Annotated in this window: 34 protein-coding genes; 31 read left to right on the plus strand and 3 right to left on the minus strand. The window is 70.5% G+C overall.

Annotated elements, in window-relative coordinates; genetic code table 11:
• Nucleotides 1–24: 24 nt before the first annotated feature.
• From AB0L37_RS01590 to AB0L37_RS01600, 3 genes are read left to right on the plus strand one after another with little or no spacing between them, the layout of a single operon-like run.
• Nucleotides 25–516: a hypothetical protein gene (locus AB0L37_RS01590; RefSeq protein WP_365498357.1), complete on the plus strand. Its 492-nt coding sequence runs from the start codon at nucleotides 25–27 to the stop codon at nucleotides 514–516.
• The gene (locus AB0L37_RS01595) at nucleotides 509–757 is read left to right on the plus strand and encodes a hypothetical protein (RefSeq protein ID WP_365498360.1); all 249 of its coding nucleotides are present in this window, start codon (nucleotides 509–511) and stop codon (nucleotides 755–757) included. The genes AB0L37_RS01590 and AB0L37_RS01595 overlap by 8 nt, the downstream gene beginning before the upstream one ends.
• Nucleotides 757–1443 (plus strand): hypothetical protein, encoded by a 687-nt coding sequence (locus AB0L37_RS01600; protein ID WP_365498363.1) that lies wholly within the window; start codon nucleotides 757–759, stop codon nucleotides 1441–1443. Before AB0L37_RS01595 ends, AB0L37_RS01600 begins: the two co-directional genes overlap by 1 nt.
• Nucleotides 1444–1449: 6 nt before the next feature.
• Here AB0L37_RS01600 and AB0L37_RS01605 read toward each other — a convergent pair whose 3' ends face one another.
• From AB0L37_RS01605 to AB0L37_RS01615, 3 genes are all read right to left on the minus strand, one after another.
• Nucleotides 1450–1683: a hypothetical protein gene (locus tag AB0L37_RS01605; RefSeq protein ID WP_365498366.1), complete on the minus strand. Its 234-nt coding sequence runs from the start codon at nucleotides 1681–1683 to the stop codon at nucleotides 1450–1452.
• Between the two features lie 77 nt (nucleotides 1684–1760).
• On the minus strand, nucleotides 1761–1973 hold the full coding sequence (locus AB0L37_RS01610) for a helix-turn-helix domain-containing protein (RefSeq protein WP_365498369.1): 213 nt from the start codon (nucleotides 1971–1973) through the stop codon (nucleotides 1761–1763).
• Entirely contained in the window at nucleotides 1970–2176 is a 207-nt protein-coding gene (locus tag AB0L37_RS01615; protein WP_365498372.1) for a hypothetical protein, read from the minus strand. The genes AB0L37_RS01610 and AB0L37_RS01615 overlap by 4 nt, the downstream gene beginning before the upstream one ends.
• A 232-nt stretch (nucleotides 2177–2408) precedes the next feature.
• On the opposite strand from AB0L37_RS01615, the gene AB0L37_RS01620 reads away from it, so the two are divergent.
• The 28 genes from AB0L37_RS01620 (at nucleotide 2409) to AB0L37_RS01755 (ending at nucleotide 22147) form a co-directional block, all read left to right on the plus strand.
• Nucleotides 2409–3254: a hypothetical protein gene (locus AB0L37_RS01620; protein WP_365498375.1), complete on the plus strand. Its 846-nt coding sequence runs from the start codon at nucleotides 2409–2411 to the stop codon at nucleotides 3252–3254.
• A gap of 56 nt (nucleotides 3255–3310) precedes the next feature.
• Nucleotides 3311–3751 (plus strand): hypothetical protein, encoded by a 441-nt coding sequence (locus AB0L37_RS01625; RefSeq protein ID WP_365498378.1) that lies wholly within the window; start codon nucleotides 3311–3313, stop codon nucleotides 3749–3751.
• An 8-nt stretch (nucleotides 3752–3759) separates the two neighbouring features.
• Complete coding sequence (locus AB0L37_RS01630; protein WP_365498381.1) at nucleotides 3760–4212, plus strand: hypothetical protein; 453 nt, start codon at nucleotides 3760–3762, stop codon at nucleotides 4210–4212.
• Entirely contained in the window at nucleotides 4212–4820 is a 609-nt protein-coding gene (locus AB0L37_RS01635; RefSeq protein ID WP_365498384.1) for a hypothetical protein, read from the plus strand. Before AB0L37_RS01630 ends, AB0L37_RS01635 begins: the two co-directional genes overlap by 1 nt.
• A 79-nt stretch (nucleotides 4821–4899) precedes the next feature.
• Nucleotides 4900–5031: a hypothetical protein gene (locus AB0L37_RS01640; protein ID WP_365498387.1), complete on the plus strand. Its 132-nt coding sequence runs from the start codon at nucleotides 4900–4902 to the stop codon at nucleotides 5029–5031.
• 12 nt (nucleotides 5032–5043) lie between these two features.
• Nucleotides 5044–5259, plus strand: coding sequence for a hypothetical protein (locus AB0L37_RS01645; protein ID WP_365498390.1), 216 nt, complete (start codon nucleotides 5044–5046; stop codon nucleotides 5257–5259).
• A gap of 150 nt (nucleotides 5260–5409) precedes the next feature.
• Nucleotides 5410–5781 (plus strand): hypothetical protein, encoded by a 372-nt coding sequence (locus AB0L37_RS01650; protein WP_365498393.1) that lies wholly within the window; start codon nucleotides 5410–5412, stop codon nucleotides 5779–5781.
• Nucleotides 5782–5967: 186 nt separating this feature from the next.
• Complete coding sequence (locus AB0L37_RS01655) at nucleotides 5968–6339, plus strand: hypothetical protein (protein ID WP_365498396.1); 372 nt, start codon at nucleotides 5968–5970, stop codon at nucleotides 6337–6339.
• A gap of 149 nt (nucleotides 6340–6488) precedes the next feature.
• Nucleotides 6489–6881, plus strand: a complete 393-nt coding sequence (locus AB0L37_RS01660) for a hypothetical protein (protein ID WP_365498399.1) — start codon at nucleotides 6489–6491, stop codon at nucleotides 6879–6881.
• A 530-nt stretch (nucleotides 6882–7411) separates the two neighbouring features.
• Nucleotides 7412–7756: a hypothetical protein gene (locus AB0L37_RS01665; RefSeq protein ID WP_365498402.1), complete on the plus strand. Its 345-nt coding sequence runs from the start codon at nucleotides 7412–7414 to the stop codon at nucleotides 7754–7756.
• A gap of 17 nt (nucleotides 7757–7773) precedes the next feature.
• Nucleotides 7774–8046, plus strand: coding sequence for an HNH endonuclease (locus tag AB0L37_RS01670; RefSeq protein ID WP_365498405.1), 273 nt, complete (start codon nucleotides 7774–7776; stop codon nucleotides 8044–8046).
• Between the two features lie 6 nt (nucleotides 8047–8052).
• Entirely contained in the window at nucleotides 8053–8496 is a 444-nt protein-coding gene (locus AB0L37_RS01675; RefSeq protein WP_365498408.1) for a hypothetical protein, read from the plus strand.
• A gap of 287 nt (nucleotides 8497–8783) precedes the next feature.
• A complete protein-coding gene (locus tag AB0L37_RS01680) occupies nucleotides 8784–9035 on the plus strand; it encodes a hypothetical protein (protein ID WP_365498411.1) in 252 nt (83 codons plus the stop codon).
• Nucleotides 9028–10584: a terminase gene (locus tag AB0L37_RS01685; RefSeq protein WP_365498414.1), complete on the plus strand. Its 1557-nt coding sequence runs from the start codon at nucleotides 9028–9030 to the stop codon at nucleotides 10582–10584. Before AB0L37_RS01680 ends, AB0L37_RS01685 begins: the two co-directional genes overlap by 8 nt.
• Entirely contained in the window at nucleotides 10566–10757 is a 192-nt protein-coding gene (locus AB0L37_RS01690) for a hypothetical protein (RefSeq protein WP_365498417.1), read from the plus strand. The genes AB0L37_RS01685 and AB0L37_RS01690 overlap by 19 nt, the downstream gene beginning before the upstream one ends.
• Nucleotides 10754–12112, plus strand: a complete 1359-nt coding sequence (locus AB0L37_RS01695) for a phage portal protein (RefSeq protein ID WP_365498420.1) — start codon at nucleotides 10754–10756, stop codon at nucleotides 12110–12112. Before AB0L37_RS01690 ends, AB0L37_RS01695 begins: the two co-directional genes overlap by 4 nt.
• Nucleotides 12112–13077, plus strand: coding sequence for an HK97 family phage prohead protease (locus AB0L37_RS01700; RefSeq protein WP_365498423.1), 966 nt, complete (start codon nucleotides 12112–12114; stop codon nucleotides 13075–13077). Before AB0L37_RS01695 ends, AB0L37_RS01700 begins: the two co-directional genes overlap by 1 nt.
• The gene (locus AB0L37_RS01705; protein ID WP_365498426.1) at nucleotides 13077–14561 is read left to right on the plus strand and encodes a phage major capsid protein; all 1485 of its coding nucleotides are present in this window, start codon (nucleotides 13077–13079) and stop codon (nucleotides 14559–14561) included. The genes AB0L37_RS01700 and AB0L37_RS01705 overlap by 1 nt, the downstream gene beginning before the upstream one ends.
• Before the next feature lie 68 nt (nucleotides 14562–14629).
• The gene (locus AB0L37_RS01710; protein WP_365498429.1) at nucleotides 14630–15040 is read left to right on the plus strand and encodes a hypothetical protein; all 411 of its coding nucleotides are present in this window, start codon (nucleotides 14630–14632) and stop codon (nucleotides 15038–15040) included.
• A gap of 11 nt (nucleotides 15041–15051) precedes the next feature.
• On the plus strand, nucleotides 15052–15297 hold the full coding sequence (locus AB0L37_RS01715) for a hypothetical protein (RefSeq protein ID WP_365498432.1): 246 nt from the start codon (nucleotides 15052–15054) through the stop codon (nucleotides 15295–15297).
• 4 nt (nucleotides 15298–15301) lie between these two features.
• On the plus strand, nucleotides 15302–16120 hold the full coding sequence (locus tag AB0L37_RS01720; RefSeq protein WP_365498435.1) for a hypothetical protein: 819 nt from the start codon (nucleotides 15302–15304) through the stop codon (nucleotides 16118–16120).
• Nucleotides 16121–16573: a hypothetical protein gene (locus tag AB0L37_RS01725; RefSeq protein WP_365498438.1), complete on the plus strand. Its 453-nt coding sequence runs from the start codon at nucleotides 16121–16123 to the stop codon at nucleotides 16571–16573.
• A gap of 10 nt (nucleotides 16574–16583) precedes the next feature.
• On the plus strand, nucleotides 16584–16739 hold the full coding sequence (locus AB0L37_RS01730; protein WP_365498441.1) for a hypothetical protein: 156 nt from the start codon (nucleotides 16584–16586) through the stop codon (nucleotides 16737–16739).
• A 2-nt stretch (nucleotides 16740–16741) separates the two neighbouring features.
• A complete protein-coding gene (locus tag AB0L37_RS01735; RefSeq protein WP_365498444.1) occupies nucleotides 16742–17230 on the plus strand; it encodes a hypothetical protein in 489 nt (162 codons plus the stop codon).
• A 299-nt stretch (nucleotides 17231–17529) separates the two neighbouring features.
• Complete coding sequence (locus tag AB0L37_RS01740; RefSeq protein ID WP_365498447.1) at nucleotides 17530–17745, plus strand: hypothetical protein; 216 nt, start codon at nucleotides 17530–17532, stop codon at nucleotides 17743–17745.
• Between the two features lie 15 nt (nucleotides 17746–17760).
• Complete coding sequence (locus AB0L37_RS01745; protein WP_365498450.1) at nucleotides 17761–18204, plus strand: hypothetical protein; 444 nt, start codon at nucleotides 17761–17763, stop codon at nucleotides 18202–18204.
• A 151-nt stretch (nucleotides 18205–18355) separates the two neighbouring features.
• On the plus strand, nucleotides 18356–21178 hold the full coding sequence (locus AB0L37_RS01750) for a hypothetical protein (RefSeq protein WP_365498453.1): 2823 nt from the start codon (nucleotides 18356–18358) through the stop codon (nucleotides 21176–21178).
• The gene (locus tag AB0L37_RS01755; protein ID WP_365498456.1) at nucleotides 21179–22147 is read left to right on the plus strand and encodes a phage tail protein; all 969 of its coding nucleotides are present in this window, start codon (nucleotides 21179–21181) and stop codon (nucleotides 22145–22147) included. It begins immediately after the preceding gene.
• Nucleotide 22148: the final 1 nt, after the last annotated feature.

A 22148-nucleotide genomic window follows, 5' to 3' on the forward strand; every position in this document is an offset into this window, starting at 1 on the left:
ACCCGGCACCACCTGGAGCCGACCATGTTCCGCATCTTCCGCCGCGCCCGCCAGGCGCAGCACGACCCCGAGTACGTGGCCCGCCTCGCCCGCGAACTGTCCGAGCGCCTGGAGCGCGAGAACTCGTGGAAGCGCCACGCGGATAGCTTCGCCACCCAGGCCGCCACCGCGGAACGCGAACGCGCCAGCGTGTACCGCGAGCGCAACCACATCTTGGCCTGGATCGCTGCGCTGCACCCGGCGACCGCAGTCATCGCCCCCGCCACCGACCCTGACGCCGAGGGCTGGCACTGGCTGTACGTCAACGCGGGCGGCTGGCAGATGCGTTGGCACATCAGCCCGCAGGATCTGCCGCTCTTCCAGCACGTCGAGTACGTCGAGCCGAGCGACCCGCGCGCGCAGTGGGACGGGCACGGCGCCGAGCAGAAGTACCAGCGGATGCGGCAGCACGTCCGGCTCCTGGCCCTCGAGGACGGGGCGCCGACGCCCGTCACGGAGGAGGCCCGCAGTGCCTGACGAGCAGCCCACCGCCCAGCTCGATCCGGCCCGGCTCGCCGAGATCAAGGCGATGCGGTTCACGACGAGGCTCAACCCGGCGTGCGGGGTCTTCGACACGGACACCGAGCGCGAGCTGTACCAGCTCGCCGCCCACTGCTGGAACGCCCTCCAGGAAGTCCTTCGCGACCACGCCCACCTCACCACCGCACACGACGAGGTCACCACCCGCCTCGCCGCCTGGGAAGGAACGCACCACTGATGACCGCAGCCGACGACCTCGACGCCATCACCGAACGCTGGCCCGCGCTCGCCGAGGCCGCCGGCACCCGACCCGTGACCAGCTGGCCCCCGGTCATGGGCGTCGCCCGCATCCTCGACGACGAGCAGCGTGAGCAGCTCGCCGCCGAGCGGGCGGACACCGCGCCGGACGCACCGGGCCCGCGGCCCGTGCCCGTGAACGTGAGCGTGCTTGACGTGATGCGCACGATCGAGGACGGCCTGTGCACAACGGCGGACTGGCTGGCGTCCCGGGTGCAGCGCCCCGTCATGACGGTGCCGACGGGGCGTGGCTGGTCGGACGAGGCGCACCGCCAGGCCGTGCTCGCCGCGGCCAAGGACGCGGCGGATCCTCGCCGTTGGAAGTACCAGGGGGAGCGGTCCGCGCAGGCTGCGGCGGAGTGGCTCGCGGTCCGACTCGCGGGCGCGCCGGGTCCGTTCCGTGCGCTCGACGACGGCGAGCAGCAGGCGGTCGCGAGGGTCGCGGCGATGGGCGCCGAGCTGATCCGGAAGACGCTCGGGGAGGAGCGCCGGAAGGAGCCAGTGCCGCACCCGTGCCCGGCCTGCCGGGGGCAGCTCGTCGTCGAGGGTGGCGACGGTCTGCCGCCCGTCGTCCACTGCGAGGACTGCGGCCGTACGTGGAAGGACCGCAGCGATGACGTGGCGTGACGGGCGTCATCCCGCCCACCCGACGTCGATGATCTCGATGCCGTCAACGTGCGCGATGTACGTGATCCAGGCTCGGTCGCTGAACTCGTCGCCGAGCTCCCACGTGCCGGCGACCGGCCATGCGTCTGGGTCCTCGGCGACGGAGTCGATGAGCGCCAGGACGTGCTCGTGCGCGTCGTCGTCGAGGTCGGTCAGGACCTCGTCGGCTTTCCTCGCCAGGTCGACCCTGTCCCTGTGCATAACGCCCCCTTGTGATCCACAGGGAGGTCACGCTAGGCCAACCGGGACCAGGGCGGTCGTGCCTGTGGATAACTGCGTCAGGCCAGCCGGTAGGCGCGGGCGCGGAGGTCGTCGTGAGCGACGAGTCCGAGCTTCCGGAGTCGGCCGAGCTGGTAGTGCACGGCGCTCTTGCTGGAGAGTCCGACGCGTTCCGCGAGCTCCGTGAGCGTCGGTGCTTCGCCGGTCTCGGCGATCGCGTCGCGCATGCAGCGCAGGATCTGCTCCTGCCTCTTGGTCAAAGAATCGATCATGATCGGCTCCTTTCGCGGGCGAGGCGTCGCAGCTCTTGGCGGGCACCGGGTGAGCGCACCTCGGGCCTGGTCGCGAGTTCGCGCGAGAGCTGGAGCAGGCGGCGCCGGAGGACGGTGCGGCCGGGCTGCTCGGCGAGCTGCCGGTAGGTGGCCTGCCATGCCCGCTGGGTGCGGACGAGGTCGTCGGGGATCGAGGGGCGCATACCCACCACTAGAGCACGTGTTCGAATTTCTGAGCAAGGAACACCGCCCGCCGACACCCGTCAGCGCCCGTCACACCTGACCAAACCGGTCCCGCCTATGGCCGGACCGCGCTACCGTTCAAGAGCGGCAGATGCCCCCCGCAGGGCGTCACCCTCCTCAGAAACAAGGCGAGCCCCGGCAAGGACGATTGCAGCGTCCACCGAGGCTCTGACCACAGGAGAGTGACCTCCTATGGCTGAGCTGCACACTAGTGCGCCCACCCACCCCAGCAACACCCAATCGCCCCAGCCCGCAGGCCCCGACTCGCCGCGCTGGGTCAACTACCTGACCGACCTCGGCCGCCCGATCGTCGCCGCCTGGGTCATGATCATGTGCGCCCCCGGCGAGCACCACCTCGGCCGCCTCGCAGGCTGGTCCGATCACCTCGCCTGGGGCATGGCCGGAGTCCTCGCCGCGTACGCCGGCATCGCCGCGGCCGTCGCGAGCAAGCGCCCCAAGGGCGCACCCGGCAAGCGCTCCGCCGTGGCCGGCGCCTGGCTGTCCCTCGGCACCGCGATGTCCGCGCAGCCGGTCAGCCACCTCTTCGTCACGGGCCACTGGACCGCCGACCCCCGCCCGCCCGTGTGGCTCATCGTGACCGTCTCGTGCGTCCCGCCGCTCGTCCTCGGGCACCTGCTCCACCTCGCCGCGACCCCGGTCCCGGCCGCCGCCGTGACGCCCGTCGCCCCACCCGTCACGACACCAACGGCACCCGTCACGACACCGGTCGACGCCCCGGCCCGGAGCAGCTCCTGGACGCAGGCCGTACCTGCCGACGTCGACCTGCTCCCGATCGTGGCGCGCACCACGACGGCACCCCCGGTGATCACGTACACGGACCCCCGGTGCGCCGTCGTCCGCGCCCTGTACGACGGCAACACGCGACCCGGCACCAAGGCGATGCGCGAGGCGATCTCCGCGGCCGGGTTCGACGCGCCCTCCGACGGCGTGATCCGTGGCCAGCTCCGCGCCGAGGTCGAGATGCGCGAGCCACACCTGGCGCTGCTTCCCCCTGCCCCGGTCGCCATCGGCGCCTGACGTACGCCCGCCCTCGCGCGGCCACGTACGACCGCGCCCTCATGCCCTGGGGACCCATGCCCAAGCACGACCAGGACGACGAGCCCGACTGGTTCACCGTCGAGCCTGACGACCACGACACCCCGCCCGCAGCAGCACAGCAGCCGGGCGTCCACATCACCGTCACCCCGCCGCCCCCACCGCCCGCAGACCCGGCCAAGGCCGACCGCCGCGCGCGGATCCGCCGCTGGCTCGCCGTCCACGGAGCGGCCGCCGCCGCAGGCTGGTACTCCGGCCTGGGCCAGATCGCCGAGGACTTCATGAGCGACGTCGGAGACGGCGCCCCCATGGCTGCCCTAGTCCTCGCCGGGGTCGCCTGGTACGCCGCCGAACTGGCCGTGGAGAACGTCCGGTTCATGCCGTCCCGGCTGCGCCCGGCCGCGCGCGTGATCTACCGCATCCCCTTCGCCACCCTCTTGCTCGCCGTCGCGCTGCACGCGCCGCGCGCCGCCTTCTAGGAGCACTCGTGTACCTCGCAGCTGACACCAGCGGCGCCGTGTTCGGCGTGCTCGGATCGGGCGGGATCGCCCTGTGCCTGACCACCCTGTTGATCTTCGGCATCGTGGGCGGACGGGTCACCTTCCGCCAGACCGGCGCCGCAGTGTGCGCCTTCCTCGCAGGCACCTCGTACGTGGCAGCCGGGAAGATCTGGGCCAACCCCGGCAAGGTCGTCGAGCAGGGCCTGACAGGGCTCGGCGTAGGCACCGGGAACGGCCCGTTCGGGGCCGTCGGGATCGGAGCCGTCGCACTCCTCCTGGGGCTCATCCTCGTCGCCGCGCCGCCCAAGTGGCTGCCGCCCGGCCGGGCCGCCGTCGTCGCGATGATCGCCTCGTTCGTCTGGCCCGCCGCCGGAGACGGGTCGATCTGGGCCATGCCCGTACAGTTCGCGGCCGCCGTCCTGATGATGGTGGGTGCCTGATGCGCGTCTGGGTCTCCGTCTGGCTCGGGTCGACGATCATCTGCCGGGCGGTCGTCGGCTGGATCGCCGGGGGAGTCGTCGCCCGCCTCCTGGTCCTCGGGCTCGCGGCCGGGTTCGCCAAGGGCCTGCCGCACTCCTGGGACATCGCGACCGTGCTCGGCGTGGCCTGGCTCGTCCTGGCCGTCGTGCTCGGGCTGCGCGAGCCCTGGCCGCCGGCCACCCCTTCGCGGGAGGTGCCGGCCCCCGAGGAGGGCGGGCCGCAGCGCCCCGCGGTCGGCCGTGACGAGCTCGCGATCGCGCTGCACGCGGTTGCCGCACCGCACGCCCACACGGCCGTCGTCGCGGCCCACATGGGCACCTCTCCCGAGCTCGTACGCGAGGCCCTCGCCGAGGCCGGGATCCCCACCAAGACCGTGCGCATGAAGGGGCGCGGCCCATCCACCGGCGTAGACCGGGCCGACTTCCCGCCCCTTCCCTCCCCCGACGGACCGCCCTCCGAAGACGTTGTTGATGCAGGTCAGACCGCCAACAACAACACGGACGAGCGTCCGAGCGTGATCCGGCGAGCGGGGATGTTGATCATCCATCCGCGCCGGAGCAACCCCTGAGACCCCGGGGCGGCCGCCGCCTGGCAGCTACCGGCCGCCCCGGTTCACCCATCCCGATCACACGAGACAGGAGCCCATCGTGGCAGAGCAGACCGAGCAAACCCCACCCCCGAGCCAGCCTCCGGCCCCCGACCCGGACCCGGCGAACGACCCTCGATTCGTGACGATCTACGACCCTGCGCGCGGCGGCCACTACCCGCCCGGACACTGAGAGGATCACCCAATGAGCGAGCGCGTGAACGTGAAGGTGCTGTTGCTGTTCGGCGACCAGGCCGAGGTCGTCGCCGACGTCCCGGCCGGGGAGCGGGCGGAGCCGGTCCGGTACCCGGCGGCGGAGATCGCTGCGGCGGTCGGCCTGGGCGTGAAGGAGCTGCCCGGTCGGACGCTGTCGGCCGAGGTCGGCGCGGATGATCGTCTGAGCGGTTGGCGTCTGGCCTGACGCCTGGTCACGGCCCTGATCCCGTCTGCGGATTGGGGCCGTTTCCTTCCCGTAAGTGTTGCCTTTCAGTGCACCAATGCCCCATAATAGAGACCAAGAGGGAAGGGGCCGCGAACCCCGACCCACCACCCACAAAGGAAGGAAGCCGAAATGGCCGACTCCGAAGACCTCAACATCGAGGAACTCGCCAGGAAGCTCAGCCTGACCTACCAGGGGCTCGTCCTGTGCTGCGAGCAGCTGCCCATCCCGGTGGCGCTCCCCCGGCACGGCGCGACCAACGTGGAGGCTGAGCCCGCCGTCCGCCGCGTCGCGGAACTCGCCGACGACCAGCCGATGCCCGAGGAGATCAAGGCGCACCTCTTCACCGCCGCGATCTTCTGGCTCTCGGGCCTGGACGTCTTCCGCGTCCTGGTCATGGACGGCTGGCACGACGCCCGAGGGCTCCAGGTGATCGGGTGCCTGGTCGTCGCCCAGGAAGCGCTGAGCGATCTCGGCGAGTGGCTCATCGAGCAGATGGGCTGATCCACCCCGCCGCCCCCGGCAGCCAGCCGGGGGCGGCCCCCCGCTCCACGAGCCCCCGCCCCACTCACGGGTCGGGGGCATCCCCACGCTCAATGTGTTGCAATTCAGTGCACCAATGGGTAGAGTGGGGACCACAAGGAAGGGGCCGCGAACCCCGACCACCACCCACCACAGGAAGGGCCCGAAATGGCCGACTCCGAAGACCACCAGATGAACGTCCTGGCCTCCCACCTCGCCCACACCTACATCGAGCTCGCGCGCCTGTGCCGCCTCCTCCCGATGCCCATCACCCTGGAGGAGAAGGTCTACAACTTCACGGGCAGCATTCCCGCCGTCCGCCGGGCCGCTGAACTGGCCCTCGACGAGCCCATGCCCGAGGACATGCAGGCCAACCTGTTCAACGCGTGCACGTTCTGGCTCGGCGGCCTCGACCTGTTCGTGCTCCTGGCCAACCCCGAGGAGTTCCACACGGTCCGCGCGCACTCCGCCGCCGGGTGCCTCATCCAGGCCGACATCGCACTGCGGGACCTGGGCATCGCCCTCCGCAACCTGAGTTAACGCAAGATCGCCCCCGGCAGCCAGCCGGGGGCACACCCCGTTCCAGACCAGAGAGAGAACGACCGGCGGCCCCAGGCCGAAGCCCAGACACCCCGAAGGGCGCTCGCGAAAGACCGCCGGTCCCACCCAGCCGAAAGGGCCGGACCACCATGGTAGAGCCGACCAGCCAGGGCGAGACCCTCGCCGAGATCGCCGACCGGTACGGCCGCGCGTACAACACGATCCGCAACCAGTGGGCCCGTCATGACGCCTGGCCCGCCCCCATCGGCAAGAGCGGCCGCAGCCTCACGTACGACCCCGCCGCCGTCGACCAGGTCGTCCGTGAGCACTTCGTACGACCCGCCGCCGAGCTCCAGCCGCGCCGCCTCTACACCGCCCGCGAGATCGAAGAGGCGACCGGTGTCACGGCCGCCACGATCCGCGCCGACCGCTCTAAGGGCCGGTGGCCGGCACCTGACGACACCTCGGGCCGCGCGCACCGCTGGACCGGGAAGACCGTCATGACGGCCGTCAGCGCCCGTCGGAGCTACGGCCGCAGCTGACCACGCAACCAGCCCGCCGGACGCCTCTTTCGGGTGGATCTTCGCCCCAGTTCAGTGTCCGCGAATCCCGGACACTGACGTGACGTAAGTGTCTCGGAATCCCGGACACTGACGGCCCCTCAGTGTCCGGGAAAACCGAACCCTAGACCTTGGTTCAGTGTTCGCTTTTCCCGGACACTGACCCCCCTCTCAGTGTCCGGAAAACCGAGACACTGAGCCCCCACCCCACAGCACAGACCCACAGCTCACCGCCCACACAGCCGTTCAGTGTCTCGGAATCCCGGACACTGAACCCGCCTGTATGTATGTGTAGTTAGAAGCACTTCAAGAACACACACACCGCGCGCGCCACGGCCGACCCTGCTTGCACACCGGCCCACCCCATGGCACATTGATCGCCAAGTCCGGCGTGCCCAGACACCGCAGCCCCGCCACCGAGCGGGGCTCACGTGCTTCCACGGAACACATCCCTCCGCCGCCCCACCCGTCGCATGATTCCCCCACTCTCATCACGCGATCCTGGGGGGATCATGAAGACCCGCACCACCCTGGCCACCGTCGCCTTACTCGCCGCCGCACTCACCGCGTGCAGCCCCGAGGCCCCGGACCCCGAGCCCAACGCACCGGCCACCAGCTCCGCCCCGGCCGTCGACCCCGCACAGGCCCGACAGGACTGCGTGGACGCCGTCGCCGACCTCGAACCCAACGACGAGGGCGAAGTCCCCTCCGAGCCCGTCCCCGACGCCTGCGCCGACCTGTCCAGCAGCGACTACCTCGACGCGTACATGGACGGCATCGAGCAGAGCAACCAGCAAGGCATCGACGACCTTCAGGACGCCATCGACAAGGCCTCCCAGGCCGCAGAGGACCAGTAGCCCCGGAGGAGGCGCCCGTGGCCAACATCCGCAACGGGCGCCCGTACCGCCGCCTCTGCGCCACCCTCCGCGCCCAAGGCGACCCCTGCTGGATCTGCGGGCACAACATCGACCTCACCCTCGACCCCCGCGACCCCTGGTCCTGGACCCTCGACCACGAGATCCCCATCAGCCGTGGCGGCAGCCTCCTCGACCCCGCCAACGCCCGCTCAGCGCACCGCAGATGCAACTCCGCACGCGGCAACCGCATGCCCGGCACACAGCCCCTGAAGGCCTCGCGCAGGTGGTGACACAGCGTGCTCTACGTCATCACCGGCCCACCCGCCGCAGGCAAGAGCAGCTGGATCGAAGCGAGAGCCCGACCCACCGACATCGTGATCGACCTCGACCGCATCGCCCTCGCCCTCGCCGGACCCGGCGCACCCCAGTGGCTACACGACGACCGCCTGCTGAAGATCGCCCACCGCGCACGCTTCGCCGCCATCGACGAGGCCGTCAAGCACCGCGACCAGCTCGACGTCTACCTGATCCACACCATGCCCAGCCCCAAGGCACTGGCCAAGTACAAGCGGCTCAACGCAAAGATCATCACCGTCGACCCAGGACAAGCCATCGTCATGCAGCGCGTCCGGGACATGCGGCACGCAGGCATGACCGCCGTAGCCACCCGCTGGTACCGGCTACAGGCCAAGCGCCCCCAGGGCCAGACCACCGGACGACAGACGTCGCGCGACTGGTGAGCACACGCACCACCAGCCACGGACTCAAGATCACTTCACGCGACGATCAACGCGAACACCATGATCAACAAGGGTCGATCTTCCCAAGGGAGGGGGGCCCGAGGGCATCGTGAGAATCGGCCGGCGGGCGACCCAAAAGCCCTTGGCGCCCGGTTTTGCGCGTGGGCCCCCTGAAAGATCGTTGATCTTGGTCGCTAATCCGCTGAAGTCAGCTCCAGCGATTTAGCGGGCCACCTCGTCGGTCACACTGCATCCCTCCTGACGCTCTGTCACATTCGGGGGTGATCATGAACGAGCCGAAGACGCTCGCAGAGATCGAAGCGCTCGGCGTCACGCAGATCGCGCCCGGTCTCGCCGAGATCGCCCTCACGCTCGCCCGACAGCTCGACGAGTGCGAGGCCCCGACCTCGGCGGCCGTCGTCGCCCGCGAGCTCCGCGCGACGATGCTGGAGCTGCGCAAAGTCGCACCGCCGAAGGCTGCGGCCGCCGATCCGGTCGACGAGCTGACGAAGCAGCGGAAGAAGCGCCGCGGTGCCTGAGCCGGTGTACGGCGAGCAGCGGCCCCGGATCGAGACCGTCCCGCCGTACGTCTCCAGCTCAGGCCAGGAGGCCGCGGAGCTCGCCGCGTCCGCCGGCCTCGTCCTGGACCCGTGGCAGAAGCACGTCCTGGACGTCGGTCTCGGCGAGAAGCCCGACGGCTCCTGGTCGGCGTTCGAGGTCGCGGTGAACGTCGCCCGGCAGAACGGGAAGGGCGCGCTCATCGAAGCCCGCGAGCTGGCCGGCCTCTTCCTGCTCGGCGAGCAGCTGATCATCCACAGCGCTCACGAGTTCAAGACCGCCATTGAGGCTTTCCGCAGGATCGAGTCGCTGATCGTGAACAGCGACCACCTGCGGAAACGCGTCGCACGTGTGCGACGCACGACGGGCGAGGAAGCGATCGAGCTGCTGAGTGGGCAGCGGCTCCGCTTCCTCGCCCGCTCCGGCGGCTCGGGCCGCGGGTTCACGGGCAACACGATCGTGCTCGACGAGGACATGATCCTCGGAGACGACGCGATGGGCGCGCTCATGCCGACCATGGCCGCCGTCGAGAACCCTCAGGTCTGGTACTTGGGCAGCGCCGGTATCGGTGTGCTGAGCGCCCAGCTGGCGCGCCTTCGCCGCCGCGCGCTCGCCGCCATCGAGGCGGGCGTACCTGACCCGTCGCTGGCCTATCTGGAGTGGTCCATCAACCCGCACGTGCGGGAGTGCACGGCCGGGTGCACCGACCACGACGACCCGGCCTCGCCGGCGTCCGTGGCGCGCGCGAACCCCGCGCTCGGCTACCGCCTCAGCCTCGAGCACACCGAGCGTGAACGGGCCACGATGAGCCCCGAGATCTACGCCCGCGAGCGGCTCGGTGTCGGTGACTACCCGGCGGCCGAGGGCGACAACTGGGCGGTCATCGGGCGGGACGCCTGGGATGCCCTGGAGGACGGCGACAGCGCGCCTCAGGACCCCGTGGCGTTCGCCATCGACGTCACGCCGGAGCGCAGCCACACGAGCATCTGCGTAGCGGGCCCCGCGACCGGTGGGGGCGTGCACCTGGAGGTCGTCGACAACCGGCCCGGTACCGCGTGGGTCGAGGCCCGGGTCGAGGCGCTGACGCGGAAGTGGGGGCCTCGCTGCTGGGTCATCGACGAGGCGTCCCCAGCCGGTTCCCTGCTGCCCGCCATCAAGCGGGCGTTGCAGCGTGCCTTGCTGCCCGAGGGCGAGGACCTGGACGACACCGACGAGGACCAGGACGACGGCGAGGAACCGAAGCTGGCGGCGCCGATCGCGCCGATCAAAGCGCGTCAGTACGCGCAGGCCTGCGGCCAGTTCTACGACGCCGTCGTGGGCGGCCAGGTCGCGCACCTCGGGCAGGCCCCGCTCGCCACGGCGCTTGCGGGCGCAAGGAAGCGCGACCTCGGCGACGCCTGGGCGTGGGCCCGGCGAAGCGTCGGCGTGGACATCACCCCGCTGGTGGGCGTGACAAACGCGAAATGGGGCCTGGAGGCCGAGATCGAGATCGAGGACGAGGAGGTCGAGCCGTGGGCCGACTTCGACTGACCCGTGCCGTGTGGGCTCGCACGGGCGTCATGACGGGCGGGGCGATGACGGCTGCGGGCGCCGGCCTCGGGCTCGGCCTGGCGGTGGGCCTGGTCGTTGGCGGCGTACTGCTCGTGGCCTACTGCCTGCTGCTGACGGACGTTGACGCCCGTCATGACGGGGGTGGCCCGTGACGAATCTCTGGCGGTCCGTACGCGGCTCTGTCGAGCAGCAGCGGGACATCAGCACGATCGACGACTACGTCGTCGCCCTTCAGCAGGCGCTCGGGTACGGCGGGCTGTCGGCCCTGGGCGTCACGCAGACGCAGCCCGGCCAGGCTGCGGAGAAGGCGCCTGGCGACCTCCCCGGCTATGCCCAGCTCTTCGCCACGAACCCGGTGATCTGGGCGTGCATGACGGCGCGCCAGTTCGTGTTCTCCGCGCCGCGGTTCACGTGGCAGCGCCTCAACCAGGGTTCGCCGTCACAGATGTTCGGTACGCCGGAGCTGCGCCTGCTGGAGACGCCGTGGATGGGCGGGACAACGCAGGACCTGCTCGCCCGCGTGATCCAGGACGGCGACCTGGCGGGCAACAGCTACTGGACGCGAGACGGCGACGAGCTCGTACGGCTGCGCCCCGACTGGACGTACATCGTCCTGGAGCGCAGGACGTTCCGGGGCGGGAACCTCGGCTGGCGCAAGCTCGGCTTCGTCTACCAGGAGCCAGGCGAGCAGCCGGTGCCGCTGCTCGCCGACGAGGTCGCGCACTTCGCCCCGGTGCCCGATCCGCTCGCCACCTACCGCGGCATGTCGTGGCTGACGCCGGTGATCCGCGAGACGCAGAACGACGGGCTGATGGCCCGGCACAAGGCCAAGTTCCTGGAGAACGCGGCGACGCCGAACATGGTCGTGCGCCTCGCCCGCGAGGTCAGCCCCGAGGGGTTCGCCAAGTTCAAGGCCAAGATGGAGAGTTCGCACCGAGGCGTCGAGAACGCGTACAAAACCCTGTACCTGGGCGGCGGCGCGGACGTCACCGTAGTCGGCTCCGACTTTAAGCAGCTCGACTTCGCCAAGGTGCAGGGCGCCGGCGAGACGAGAATCGCGGCGGCCGCCGGCGTCCCGCCGATCATCGTCGGTCTGTCCGAGGGCCTCCAGGCCGCGACGTACTCGAACTACGGGCAGGCCCGCCGCCGGTTCGCGGACGGCACGATCCATCCGCTGTGGCAGAACGCGGCCGGCTCGTTCGCTCCGCTGGTGACACCGCCCGGCGGCGGCACCTCCGGCGCTGTGCGGCTCTGGTACGACGCCCGACACGTCCCGTTCCTGCGGGAGGACGCCCGTGACGCCGCCGAGATCCAAGGCGTCGAGTCCCGCACGATCCGCGCCCTGGTCGACGCCGGATACACCCCGGAGTCCGTGACTGCCGCAGTGACGTCCTCGGACTGGTCCCTGCTGGTGCACACCGGCCTGTTCTCCGTGCAGCTCCAGAAGCCCGGACAGACGGGCCCGGCTGCACTTCCCGCCGCCCCACCCGACGAGGAGGGTTCCTGATGCCCACCCTGAATACAGCGGTGCGGGAGCTGGAGCGCTCCGCCCCGTTCCTAATCCAGCGCGCCGACGACGGCCAGGACGACGGCGACGGCCGCACCCTGTCCGGCTACGCCGCGGTGTTCGGCGAACCCACGGAGATCAATTCGTGGGAGGGCTCGTTCACCGAGACGATCCGCCGCGGCGCGTTCCGGAAGACGATCCGCGAGCAGGCCCCGGTCATGCAGTTCGACCACGGCCGGCATCCGCTGATCGGCTCGATCCCGATCGGCTCGATCGCCGACCTGCGCGAGGACGAGCAGGGCCTGTGGATCGAGGGCCGGATCTCCGACAACTGGCTGATGCAGCCGGTCCGTGACGCGATCGCCGAGGGCTCCGTGACCGGGATGTCGTTCCGGTTCGAGGTCGTCCGCGAGGAGTGGCGCGACGCGGCCGGGAAGCGGCTGAAGCCCGAAGAAGTCCCCGACCTGCTGTGGATGCCGGGCGACCGAGGGCCGCTCCAGCGCGAGCTCGTCGAGGTCCGCATGCGCGAGCTCGGGCCGGTCGTGTTCCCCGCGTACGGCGGTACGAGCGTGTCCGTACGGGCCCGCGACGTCGCCGACGGCTTGGCCGCTGACGGCCGCGCGGCGCAGGCCCTTCGCCGGTCTCTGGCCCGCGACGCCGCCATGCCGCAGGTGCCCGACGATCCGGAGCTCCGCCGCGAGGTCGCGGCCGCACTCCTGTACCGACAGACCGACCCCGATAGCCCCGCGGCCGCGCCGCTCCTCGATGAGCACCCGACCGCCGAACGCACCCAGGGCGCGCCGCTCGACGAGCACCCGCCCACCCCCAGCAGCACCGACGCGCCGCCCGCCGATGGGCACCCGTCGCCATCCCCCCGCACAGCACGCATGCGCCCGCAGCTCGCCGAGATCGGCGCGCTGATGGACGGCGTACTGGCGTCCATCGACACCAAGGAGAACCGCTGATGCCGAAGGCACTTCAGCTCTCGCACGGCCAGGCGGTCATCCGCCTCAAGGACATCCGCGCCCAGCTCGAATCCCTGGAGGCGCGCGACGAGCTCACCTCCGAGGACGAGCAGACCTTCGACGAGCTCACCCGAGAGTTCGCCGATGTCGACGACCACCGCCGCCAGCTGGAGCGCCGCTCCGCGCTGGAGCGGGTGCGCGCCGCCACGCAGACGACCGACCGCGCCCCGGCCGCTCTCGCCGTCGAGCGCGGCACGGCACACGGCTCAGGTGGCTCGTACGACCTGGACCCGATCCTCAACCCGGACAGCGTCGAGGACCGCCGGTTCCGCAACCCGTGGGACCTCGGCGAGATGCGCACCTTCAACCGGTCCCCCGAAGACCTGGGCCAGGAGCTGCGCGCCCGCGCACTGTGCGCCATCGAGAAGATGGCCGGCGCCAACGACCGCATCCGGTCCACGGCGACGGACATCATCGAGGCCTGGGACGACAAGCGCGGCACCATCGCCCGCATGTGCCTGGCGACGTCCTCGCCGGAGTACATGCGCGCCTGGTCCAAGCTCGCCCGCGGCAAGAGCCACATGGTCACGCCCGACGAGCAGCATGCCCTGGAGCGCGCGCTGTCCCTGACGGACAACCAGGGCGGCTACCTGGTCCCGTTCCAGCTCGACCCGACCGTCATCATCACGGCGAACGGGTCGATCAACCAGATCCGTCAGGTAGCCCGTCAGGTCGTCGCGACCGGTGATGTCTGGAACGGCGTCTCTGCGGGCGCTGTGACCTGGCGCTGGGCGTCCGAGGCGTCCGAGGCCGGGGACAACGCGCCGTCCTTCGGCTCGCCCTCGGTCCCGGTCCACAAGGCCGACGGCTTCGTCCCGATCTCGATCGAGGCGATGGACGACGCCGACAACATCACGACCGAGGTCGGCAAGCTTCTGGCGTTCGGCAAGGACACGCTGGAGGCCGCGGCCCTCGTCAACGGCACGGGCGTCGGCCAGCCGACCGGGATCGTCACCGCCCTGACCGGTACCAGCTCGATCGTCACCTCGACGACCACGGACACGTTCGCCTCCAGCGACGTCTACAAGGTCGACACCGCCCTGCCGGGCCGCTACCGGCCGAACGCTGCGTGGCTGGCCAACCGCGGCATCTACAACGCGATCCGCCAGTTCGACGCCTCGGGCGGAACGAACCTGTGGGAGCGCATCGGCGCCGACGTTCCCCCGCTGCTCATGGGCCGCCGCGCCCTGGAGGCGGAGGACATGGACGGCACGGTGACGGCCGCAGCGGAGAACTACGTTGCGGTGTACGGCGACTGGGACAACTACGTCATCGCCGACCGCATCGGCATGTCCATCGAGTTCATCCCGCACCTCGTCGGTGCCAACCGTCGGCCGACCGGGCAGCGCGGTTGGTACGCGTACTACCGGGTCGGCGCCGACTCGGTGAACGACGGCGCGTTCCGGATGCTCAACGTCACCTGATCCGCCCGCACTTCGGCCGGAGGCCCCAGCGGGTTCTCCGGCCGTCGGCATCTCCAGGGAGTCACTCCATGAGGCAGAGCCTCTACAACGTGGCGCGGGCCAAGCTGACGCTCGCGCTCGCGGTGCGTACGAACGGTACCGCCAACGGCACGACCATCGACCTGCACGAGAACAAGGACGCGTCGCGCTCGGCGATGCTGATCGTCTACTCGGGGACCATCACGGACGGCTCGCACGCCGTGATCCTTCAGGAGTCCGACAACGGATCCGCCTGGTCCACGGTCGCGGCCGCCGACCTCCAGGGTGCGGCGCCGACCCTCACCGCCACCGACGACGACGGTGTGTGGGAGCTGGGCTACACCGGCTCGAAGCGCTACCTGCGGCCCTCCGTCACCACGACCGGCGCGACGACGGGCGGCACGTTCGGCGCCGTCATCGTGCGCGCCTTCCCCCGCCGCACCCCGATCGCGCACAGCTGAGGAGCCTGACCATGAAGCGTTGCAAGGAGTCCTTCACGATCTGGCGCGACAACGCCCCGGTCGCGTACACCGCCGGCCAGCTGGTCGAGGACGACGCCGAGATCCTGCGATCGCACGGCCACCTTTTCGCGGAGCTGGAGCCCACGGTGCGGGCGCCGAGCGTCGTGGAAGCGGCTACGGCCGAGCCGGGCGAGCGCCGCTCCGTGACCCCGCCCGCGAAGACGTCGGCGCGGAAGCCGAGCACGAAGAAGGAGTAGCGAGGTGCCGTACGACCTCGGCGCGACCGCGCGCCTGACCGCGGAGTGCCGAGACCCCGGCGGTACCCTCGCCACCGCAGCCAGCGCGAGCGTGACGGTGACCCGCCCGGATGGGACGCTCGCGACGCCCGTCACCGAGGCGACGACGCCCGCCGGTACCTATCAGGCCGACTACGTCACCACCCTGCCTGGACGGCACACCGTGCGCTGGCAGTTCACCAGCCCGGCACACGCGTACAGCGATACGTTCGATGTTCGCCCATCGACGCCGACCGCGATCCTGTCGCTGGCCGACGCGAAGCAGCACCTCAACATCGCGAGCTCGCGGGACGACGACGAGATCCGGTTCTGGAGCGAAGCTGCCACCCGGGCAGTGGAGTTCTTCGTCGGCCCCGTCGTCGTCCGCCAGGTCGTCGAGGAGCACCACGACCGACAGGCCACGGCGCTGGTGCTCCGGCAGACGCCCGTCATCGAGTTGACGGCCGTGGAGGCGATCGGCGCGGGAGCTGCCTCGTACGCGGTCCAGGACCTGGTCGTCGACCTGGTGACGGGCGTCATCGCCCGTCATGACGGGGGCCTGCTGCGCGGACCGCTGCGGTTCACGTACACCGCCGGGCGCCGCGTCGTCGACACGAACATCACCGCGGGCGCCCGCATCATCCTCGAGCACCTCTGGCGCACGCAGCGGCCGAGTCGCGGCGGGCTAGCCGGCGGGGGCGAGGACTACAGCGTGACCGAGCCGATCCCCGGACTCGGCTACGCCGTCCCGAACCGTGCGCTCCAGCTGCTGGAGCCGGGCCGACTTCCCCCTGGAGTGGCGTAGATGGGTTCCCGAGTACCCGAGGTCATCGAGCGCCTGGTGCAGCTCGGCGAGGCCGACACCAGCCTGAAGGACGTACGCGTGTCGGACGGTCCGGAGGTGACCGAGGACGCGGCGATGGACTGGCTGATCGTGGGGTTCGACGGCGACCCGAACGGCGATTTCACGGCAGCGCAGACGGTGGGCGGTTGGGCCGACCTCGGCGGCGGCCGCGAGGAGCAGTGGCAGGTGACTGTCGCGGCGATCGCCAACCGGGGTGACACCGACGTTCGCGAGGCGCGACGTCGCGCGTACGAGATCGGCGCCCGGGTCGAGGCCTGGCTGCGCGAGAACCCGAGCCTCGGACTGTCCTCGCTGGAGGCCGCGATCGAGGCGACGCAGTTGGTGCAGGACCAGACGCCTCAGGGCGCGCAAGCCCGGCTGCTGCTGACCCTGGCCGGCCGCGCCTTCACGTAAGGAGATCCGCATGGTGCTGATGAAGCATCCGACCTTGCCTGACCAGAACATCACGGTGCACGAGATCTCTGTGCCGTCGTACGAGCGAGCGGGCTGGCAGGTCGTAGAGGACCAGCCCGTTGAGGCGACCGCGGCACAGGGCCGTCGGCGCGAGAAGGGAGACTGACCATGCCAGCAACTCCGATCCAGGCGTCGACCCGGTACTACCGCCGGGGCGTGACGAGGGTGCTGTGGGTGCCGACGATCGCGAACAAGAACAACCCGACCCGGGCCGAGCTCAACGCGGGCACCGCGCTTGAGGCCGAGACCGGCGCGATGGACGGTTGGCAGACCACATCGGAGACGGTGCCGACCGCAGCACTCGGCTCGCGGTTCACTCCCGTCGTCGGCGGTGAGATCACGGCGTCGGACTCGTCGCTCACCTTCTGGGCGTCGAAGAACGGCGAGGACGTCCGGACGCTCCTCGTTCGCGAGGCAGACGGGTTCGTGGTGTGGATGGACGAGGGCGACGTTCCGACTCAGTCCATGGACGTCTACCCGGTGACCGTCACCTCGCAGGCCAAGGTCCGAGAGCTCGACAACGCGGCCCAGATCATGTGTCAGTTCGCGATCACGTCGGAGCCTGCCGAGAACGTCACGATCCCGGCAGCGACGTAACCGTGCCGGGGTCTGTGCAGCTCCTGGGCACGGGGCAGTTGCTCACGCTGGCCCGTCGCATGCGTGCGGCGGGCGGGCCTCGGTTGCAACGCAACATGGCCCGTCGGATCCGGCGCGCTGCCGAGCCGTTGCACCGGGACCTTCAGCAGAGGATCCGTACGCAGCCGCTCGCGAGCGAGGGCCGCAAGGCGGGGAGTCGTGGGGGCCCTTCGCCGACTCGGCGGCCCTTCCGGACGATGCTCGCGGGCGGTGTGCGGATCAGTGTCCGCCAGGGCTCGTCGCCGGGTGCGCGGGTGTGGATGGACAAGTCACGGCTGGAGCCCAAGGCGGGCAACGTGCCGTGGCAGATCGAGGACGGCCGTCTGCGGCACCCGGTGTTCGGCAACAGGCGGAAGTGGGCGACCCAGTGGGCGCGGCCGGCTGGCTGGTGGTCGCGCACGGTGCGGGCCGGGACGCCGCGGATGCAGCGAGAGATTCAGCGGATCGTGGGCGATGTGCGCCGCGACCTGGAGTAGGAAGAGACACCCCACATGATCGTTTCTTACCGGCACGACGATGGCTCCGTGGAGCAGGTCACGACCGACGACCTGTCCGCCATCGAGGCGGCCGCGGTCGAGGAGGCCATGGGCGACGTTCCCTGGCGTCACATCGAGGACCAGCTGCGCGGGCAGGACCCGACCGCGATGCGCGCGGTTCTGTGGGCGTTCCGCCGGCGCGCGGACAAGACCCTGAAGTTCGACGAGTTCGACCTGGCGGGCTGGCGACGCCGGCTCAGCGTCAGGATCGAACGGGCCGAGATCGACGACGTCCTGGAATCCCTCATGGCCGAAGCCCTCGCCAAGAACGAGGACAGCGCGATCGACGAGATGCTGCCGCACCTGCGCAAGCTCGCTCACGACAAGGACGACGTGACCGCCGCGCTCAACGCGCTGGGAAAAGACCACTTGGTCAACGCCCCAATCTCCGAGGGCTGATCGACGAATACCGGTGGCTGCTCGCGCACTACCTGCACATTCGCCCGTGGGAGATCCACCAGCTGACAGCCACCGATCTTGAGTCGGCGGTGAGCTGGATCAACCGGCACATCACCGCGCGCTGACCGCGCGCCCGTGAGGGGAGGTGCCGGTGTCCGAGCGTCTCGCCTTCACCCTCACCGGCCGCGATGAACTGTCCCGAGTTCTCAACGGGACCGGTGACTCGGCGGACCGGCTACGGCTGCGGCTGGCCGGGCTGACCAGCGACGCCAACGGCAGCCTGCGGGATCTGCAAGGCAACCTCGTCTCAACCGCGGACGCCCATCGGCGCCTGGACCGCTCCATGTCCGGCAGCCGGAACTCGTTCACCTCGGTGTCCGAGGCGGCCGGGAAACTGGGCGAGGCGCTGAAGGCGAACCTCATCAGCCTCGCCCCGGCCGCAGTGCCGGCGGGGGCTGCGCTGGTCGGCGTGACGGCGCAGCTGGCCGGACAGTTCGGCGCGGTCGCTGTGTCGGCCGCCGCCTACGGGCTCGCCCTGAAGCCGCAGATCGCGGCGATCGGCGAGGCTGTCACGGCACAGGACAAGTACCGGGACGCCGTCAAGACGTCCGGTGCGACGTCGGCGAAGGCGGTCGAGGCCCAGGTCGAGTACCAGCAGCAGCTCGCTAAGCTGCCCCCGGCTACCCGTACCGCTGCGGTCGCTGTCGGCCTGCTGAAGGACAACTTCCAGTCCTGGTCGGACAGTCTCAGCGGCGACGTGATGGGCCCGTTCACCAAGGGTGTGGCGGTCGCCAATGCCCTGTTGCCCAAGACGTCCGGTCTCGTCAGGAACGCGTCGGCGCAGTTCGACCGGCTGATCACCATGGTCGGCGGCGCGATCTCTACTCCGGGGTTCGACGCCCTCAACTCGAGGTTCACCACCTTCGCCGACCGCACGATGACGAACGCCGTCAGCAAGCTCAACCAGTTCCTGGCGAAGGCCGACACGGGCCAGGTCGGCGGTGGCATCTCGTCCTTCCTCGACTACGCGCGGGCCAACGGGCCCGCCGTGTGGGACACGTTGGAGAACCTGGGCCAGGCGCTCATCAACGTGTTGCAGGCCAGCTCCGATGTGGGCGTCGGCATGCTCGACGTGATCAATGCGCTGTCCGGCATCGTGTCCGCGGTCCCGCCCGGCGCGATCGCGACGATGCTTCAACTGGCGATCGCGATCAAGGCGGTCAAGCTGGCTGCGGTCGGCGCCGCCGCCGCGGGTACGGCCATGCGGGCGCTGGGCCTTCAGCTCGGCATCATGAACGTCGCGGCGGCCGCCGCCCCCGGGAGGCTCGCCGCAGCCCGCGCCGCGATCATGGCTCTGTCGAGGACCGCGAAGCTGGCGATGGCCGGCACCGGGATCGGGCTGCTGCTCATCGGGATCTCCGAGCTGGCGTCGCGCAGTGAGAAGGCGCCGCCGGACGTCGACAAGCTGACGACGTCTCTGACCCGGTTGGGGCAGGGGGGCAAGCTTTCCGGCGAGGCGGTCCGCGCGTACGGCAAGGATCTGTCGGGGCTCGGTGACGCGCTCGGCACCCTGGTCAAGCCGAGCAACTACGAGAAGGTCGACCAGTTCCTGACCTCGTTCATCGGCATGGACTCGACCCCGGTGAAGAACGCGAAGGAGGCGTTCAACGGGCTCGACGAGGCGCTGGCCGGGATGGTGTCCTCGGGGCACGCGGACCTTGCGGCGTCGGCCCTGGATCAGATCGTCACGAACCTGGAGCGGCAGGGGTGGACCTCGGCGCAGGTTCGCGGCCAGCTGGACGACTACAAGAGCGCGCTGGCGGGCCAGGCCCTGGAACAGCAGTTGGCCGCCCAGAGTATGGGGCTGTTCGGGCAGCAGGCCTTGGAGGTGAAGACCAAGCTCGATGCCCAGAAGGCTTCGGCGGATGGGCTGCGGCAGAGCATCGTCGCGTTGAACGAGGTGAATCGCAGCTCGCTGGGCGGGATGATCGGCTTCGAGGCTGCGATCGATGCGTCCGCCAAGGCAGCGCGTGAGAACGTCGGCGCCCTCGACATGCACAACGGGCGCCTGGTCCTCAACTCCGAGAGGTCGCGTACCGCCGCGTCGGCCCTGAACGATCTTGCGGCCAAGACCGACGAGGCTGCCGGGGCGGCCCGTGAGTCGGGGGCGTCGTGGTCGACGGTCAACGGGATCTACGAGCGGGGCCGTAAGCAGCTGATCGCCAACGCGATGCAGATGGGGCTGACCCGTGGCCAGGCGAAAGCGCTGGCCGACCAGATCCTGAAGACCCCGGACAAGACCGCGAAACTCCGGGGCAACCTCGACGACCTGAAGGCGAAGCTGGCCGACGCCCAGAAGCGGCTCAAGAGCGTTCCCGACTCACGCAAGGCCGGGGTACGAGCTGAGATCTCCGACCTGAAGCGGAAGATCGCTGACGCTGAGGGGCGCCTGCGATCGTTCGACGGGAAGTCGGCGAGTGCCACGGTGACGGTGACGTACCGGTCGGTGTTCCAGACGATCGGGTCGGCGCCGTCGACTACGGCCGACGCGCTGCGTCGGCAGGCCGCGAACCTCGGCAAGAAGCGCGACGGCGGGCTGATCCGTCGCGCGTCGGGCGGCCCGATCCCGGGGTATCCCGGGGGCGGGCTGCTGCGGGGGCCGGGGACGCCGACGTCGGACTCGATCCTGATGTGGGGGTCGACCGGCGAGTACATGATCAAGGCCGCGTCGGTCGCGAAGTACGGCATCAAGGCGATGGACGCGATCAACGCTGGGGAGCTGGAGCTGCCACGCTCCGGGCGGGCTGCTGCTCCTGGTCGAGCAGCAGCAGCGCCGGCCAGCCGGGCGACCGCGGACGAGCGGCAGCCGGTCACGTACAACGTCTACCCGCGCGCGTCCGTCATCGACGCTCACGATCTGCGGCTGATCCAGCGGCAGGAAGAGGCGCGGCAGCGCGTGGGGAGGCCCCGGTAGATGCCCGTCATCGCAGCACCCCAGGTCATCGATCCGGAGGAGCCGGGGGGCGGGCAACCGCCAGTCGAGGTGCCCGAGGTCGGGTATGCGACGATCACGTACATCGATCCGACGGGCACCCGGTGGCCGATGACAGATCTGACGGCCGACTGGTTCGCGCTCGCTGAGGGCGTGTCGGGCCTTGGTGCTGCGACGTACGTGCTGACGTCGGACCCGCACCCGCGGGGCGGTGCGCGGCTGCGGCATGTGCAGGCGCAGCCACGCACCATCGTGTGGCCGGTGCTGGTGAAGGGCGCTGACCACAACGTCTTCACGGGCAACTGGCGTTCCCTGGCACGGGCGTTCACGCGGACTCTGCGCGAGGGGCCCGGCCTCCTGGAGGTAGCCCGCCCGTCGGGCAGCGTGCGCCGCATCCCGGTGTACTACCAGGAGGGGTGGGACGGGCGCGGGCAGCGAGCGACCGGCATCACGTGGGACTCCGCCGTCGTGACGCTGTGGTGCGAGGACCCGTACTGGGTGGACACGGTCCCGGTCGCGGTTCACCGCGAGCACGGGAGCGAGGCCCCCGAGGACTTCCTGGTGCCGTACCCGTCGATCTCGTCGGGCCAGGTCCTGGGGGCGACGACCGTGGAGAACGCCGGCGACGTCGAGGTGTGGCCGACCTGGACCATCACCGGCCCTGCTACCTCGATCACGTTCACCCGGGAGGACACGGGCGATGCGTTCGCACTGGATGCGACCGCGACCCCTCACGGCGCGCTCCTGGCGGGACAGACCGTCGTCATCTCGACTGACCCGCCTCGGGTGCGATTCCACGACGGGACCAACGGGATCGGTGGCCTCAACTGGCCAGAGGCTGACCTGTGGTCGCTGCCGCCCGGCTCGACGCCGGTCACGTTTCAGCTCGCGGGCGCTGGAGCCGGGTCGGCGGTCGACATGACTTTCAACCCTCGGTACGAGACTGCGTGAG

Source organism: Streptomyces sp. NPDC052225 (assembly GCF_040679615.1).
Classification (GTDB): domain Bacteria; phylum Actinomycetota; class Actinomycetes; order Streptomycetales; family Streptomycetaceae; genus Streptomyces.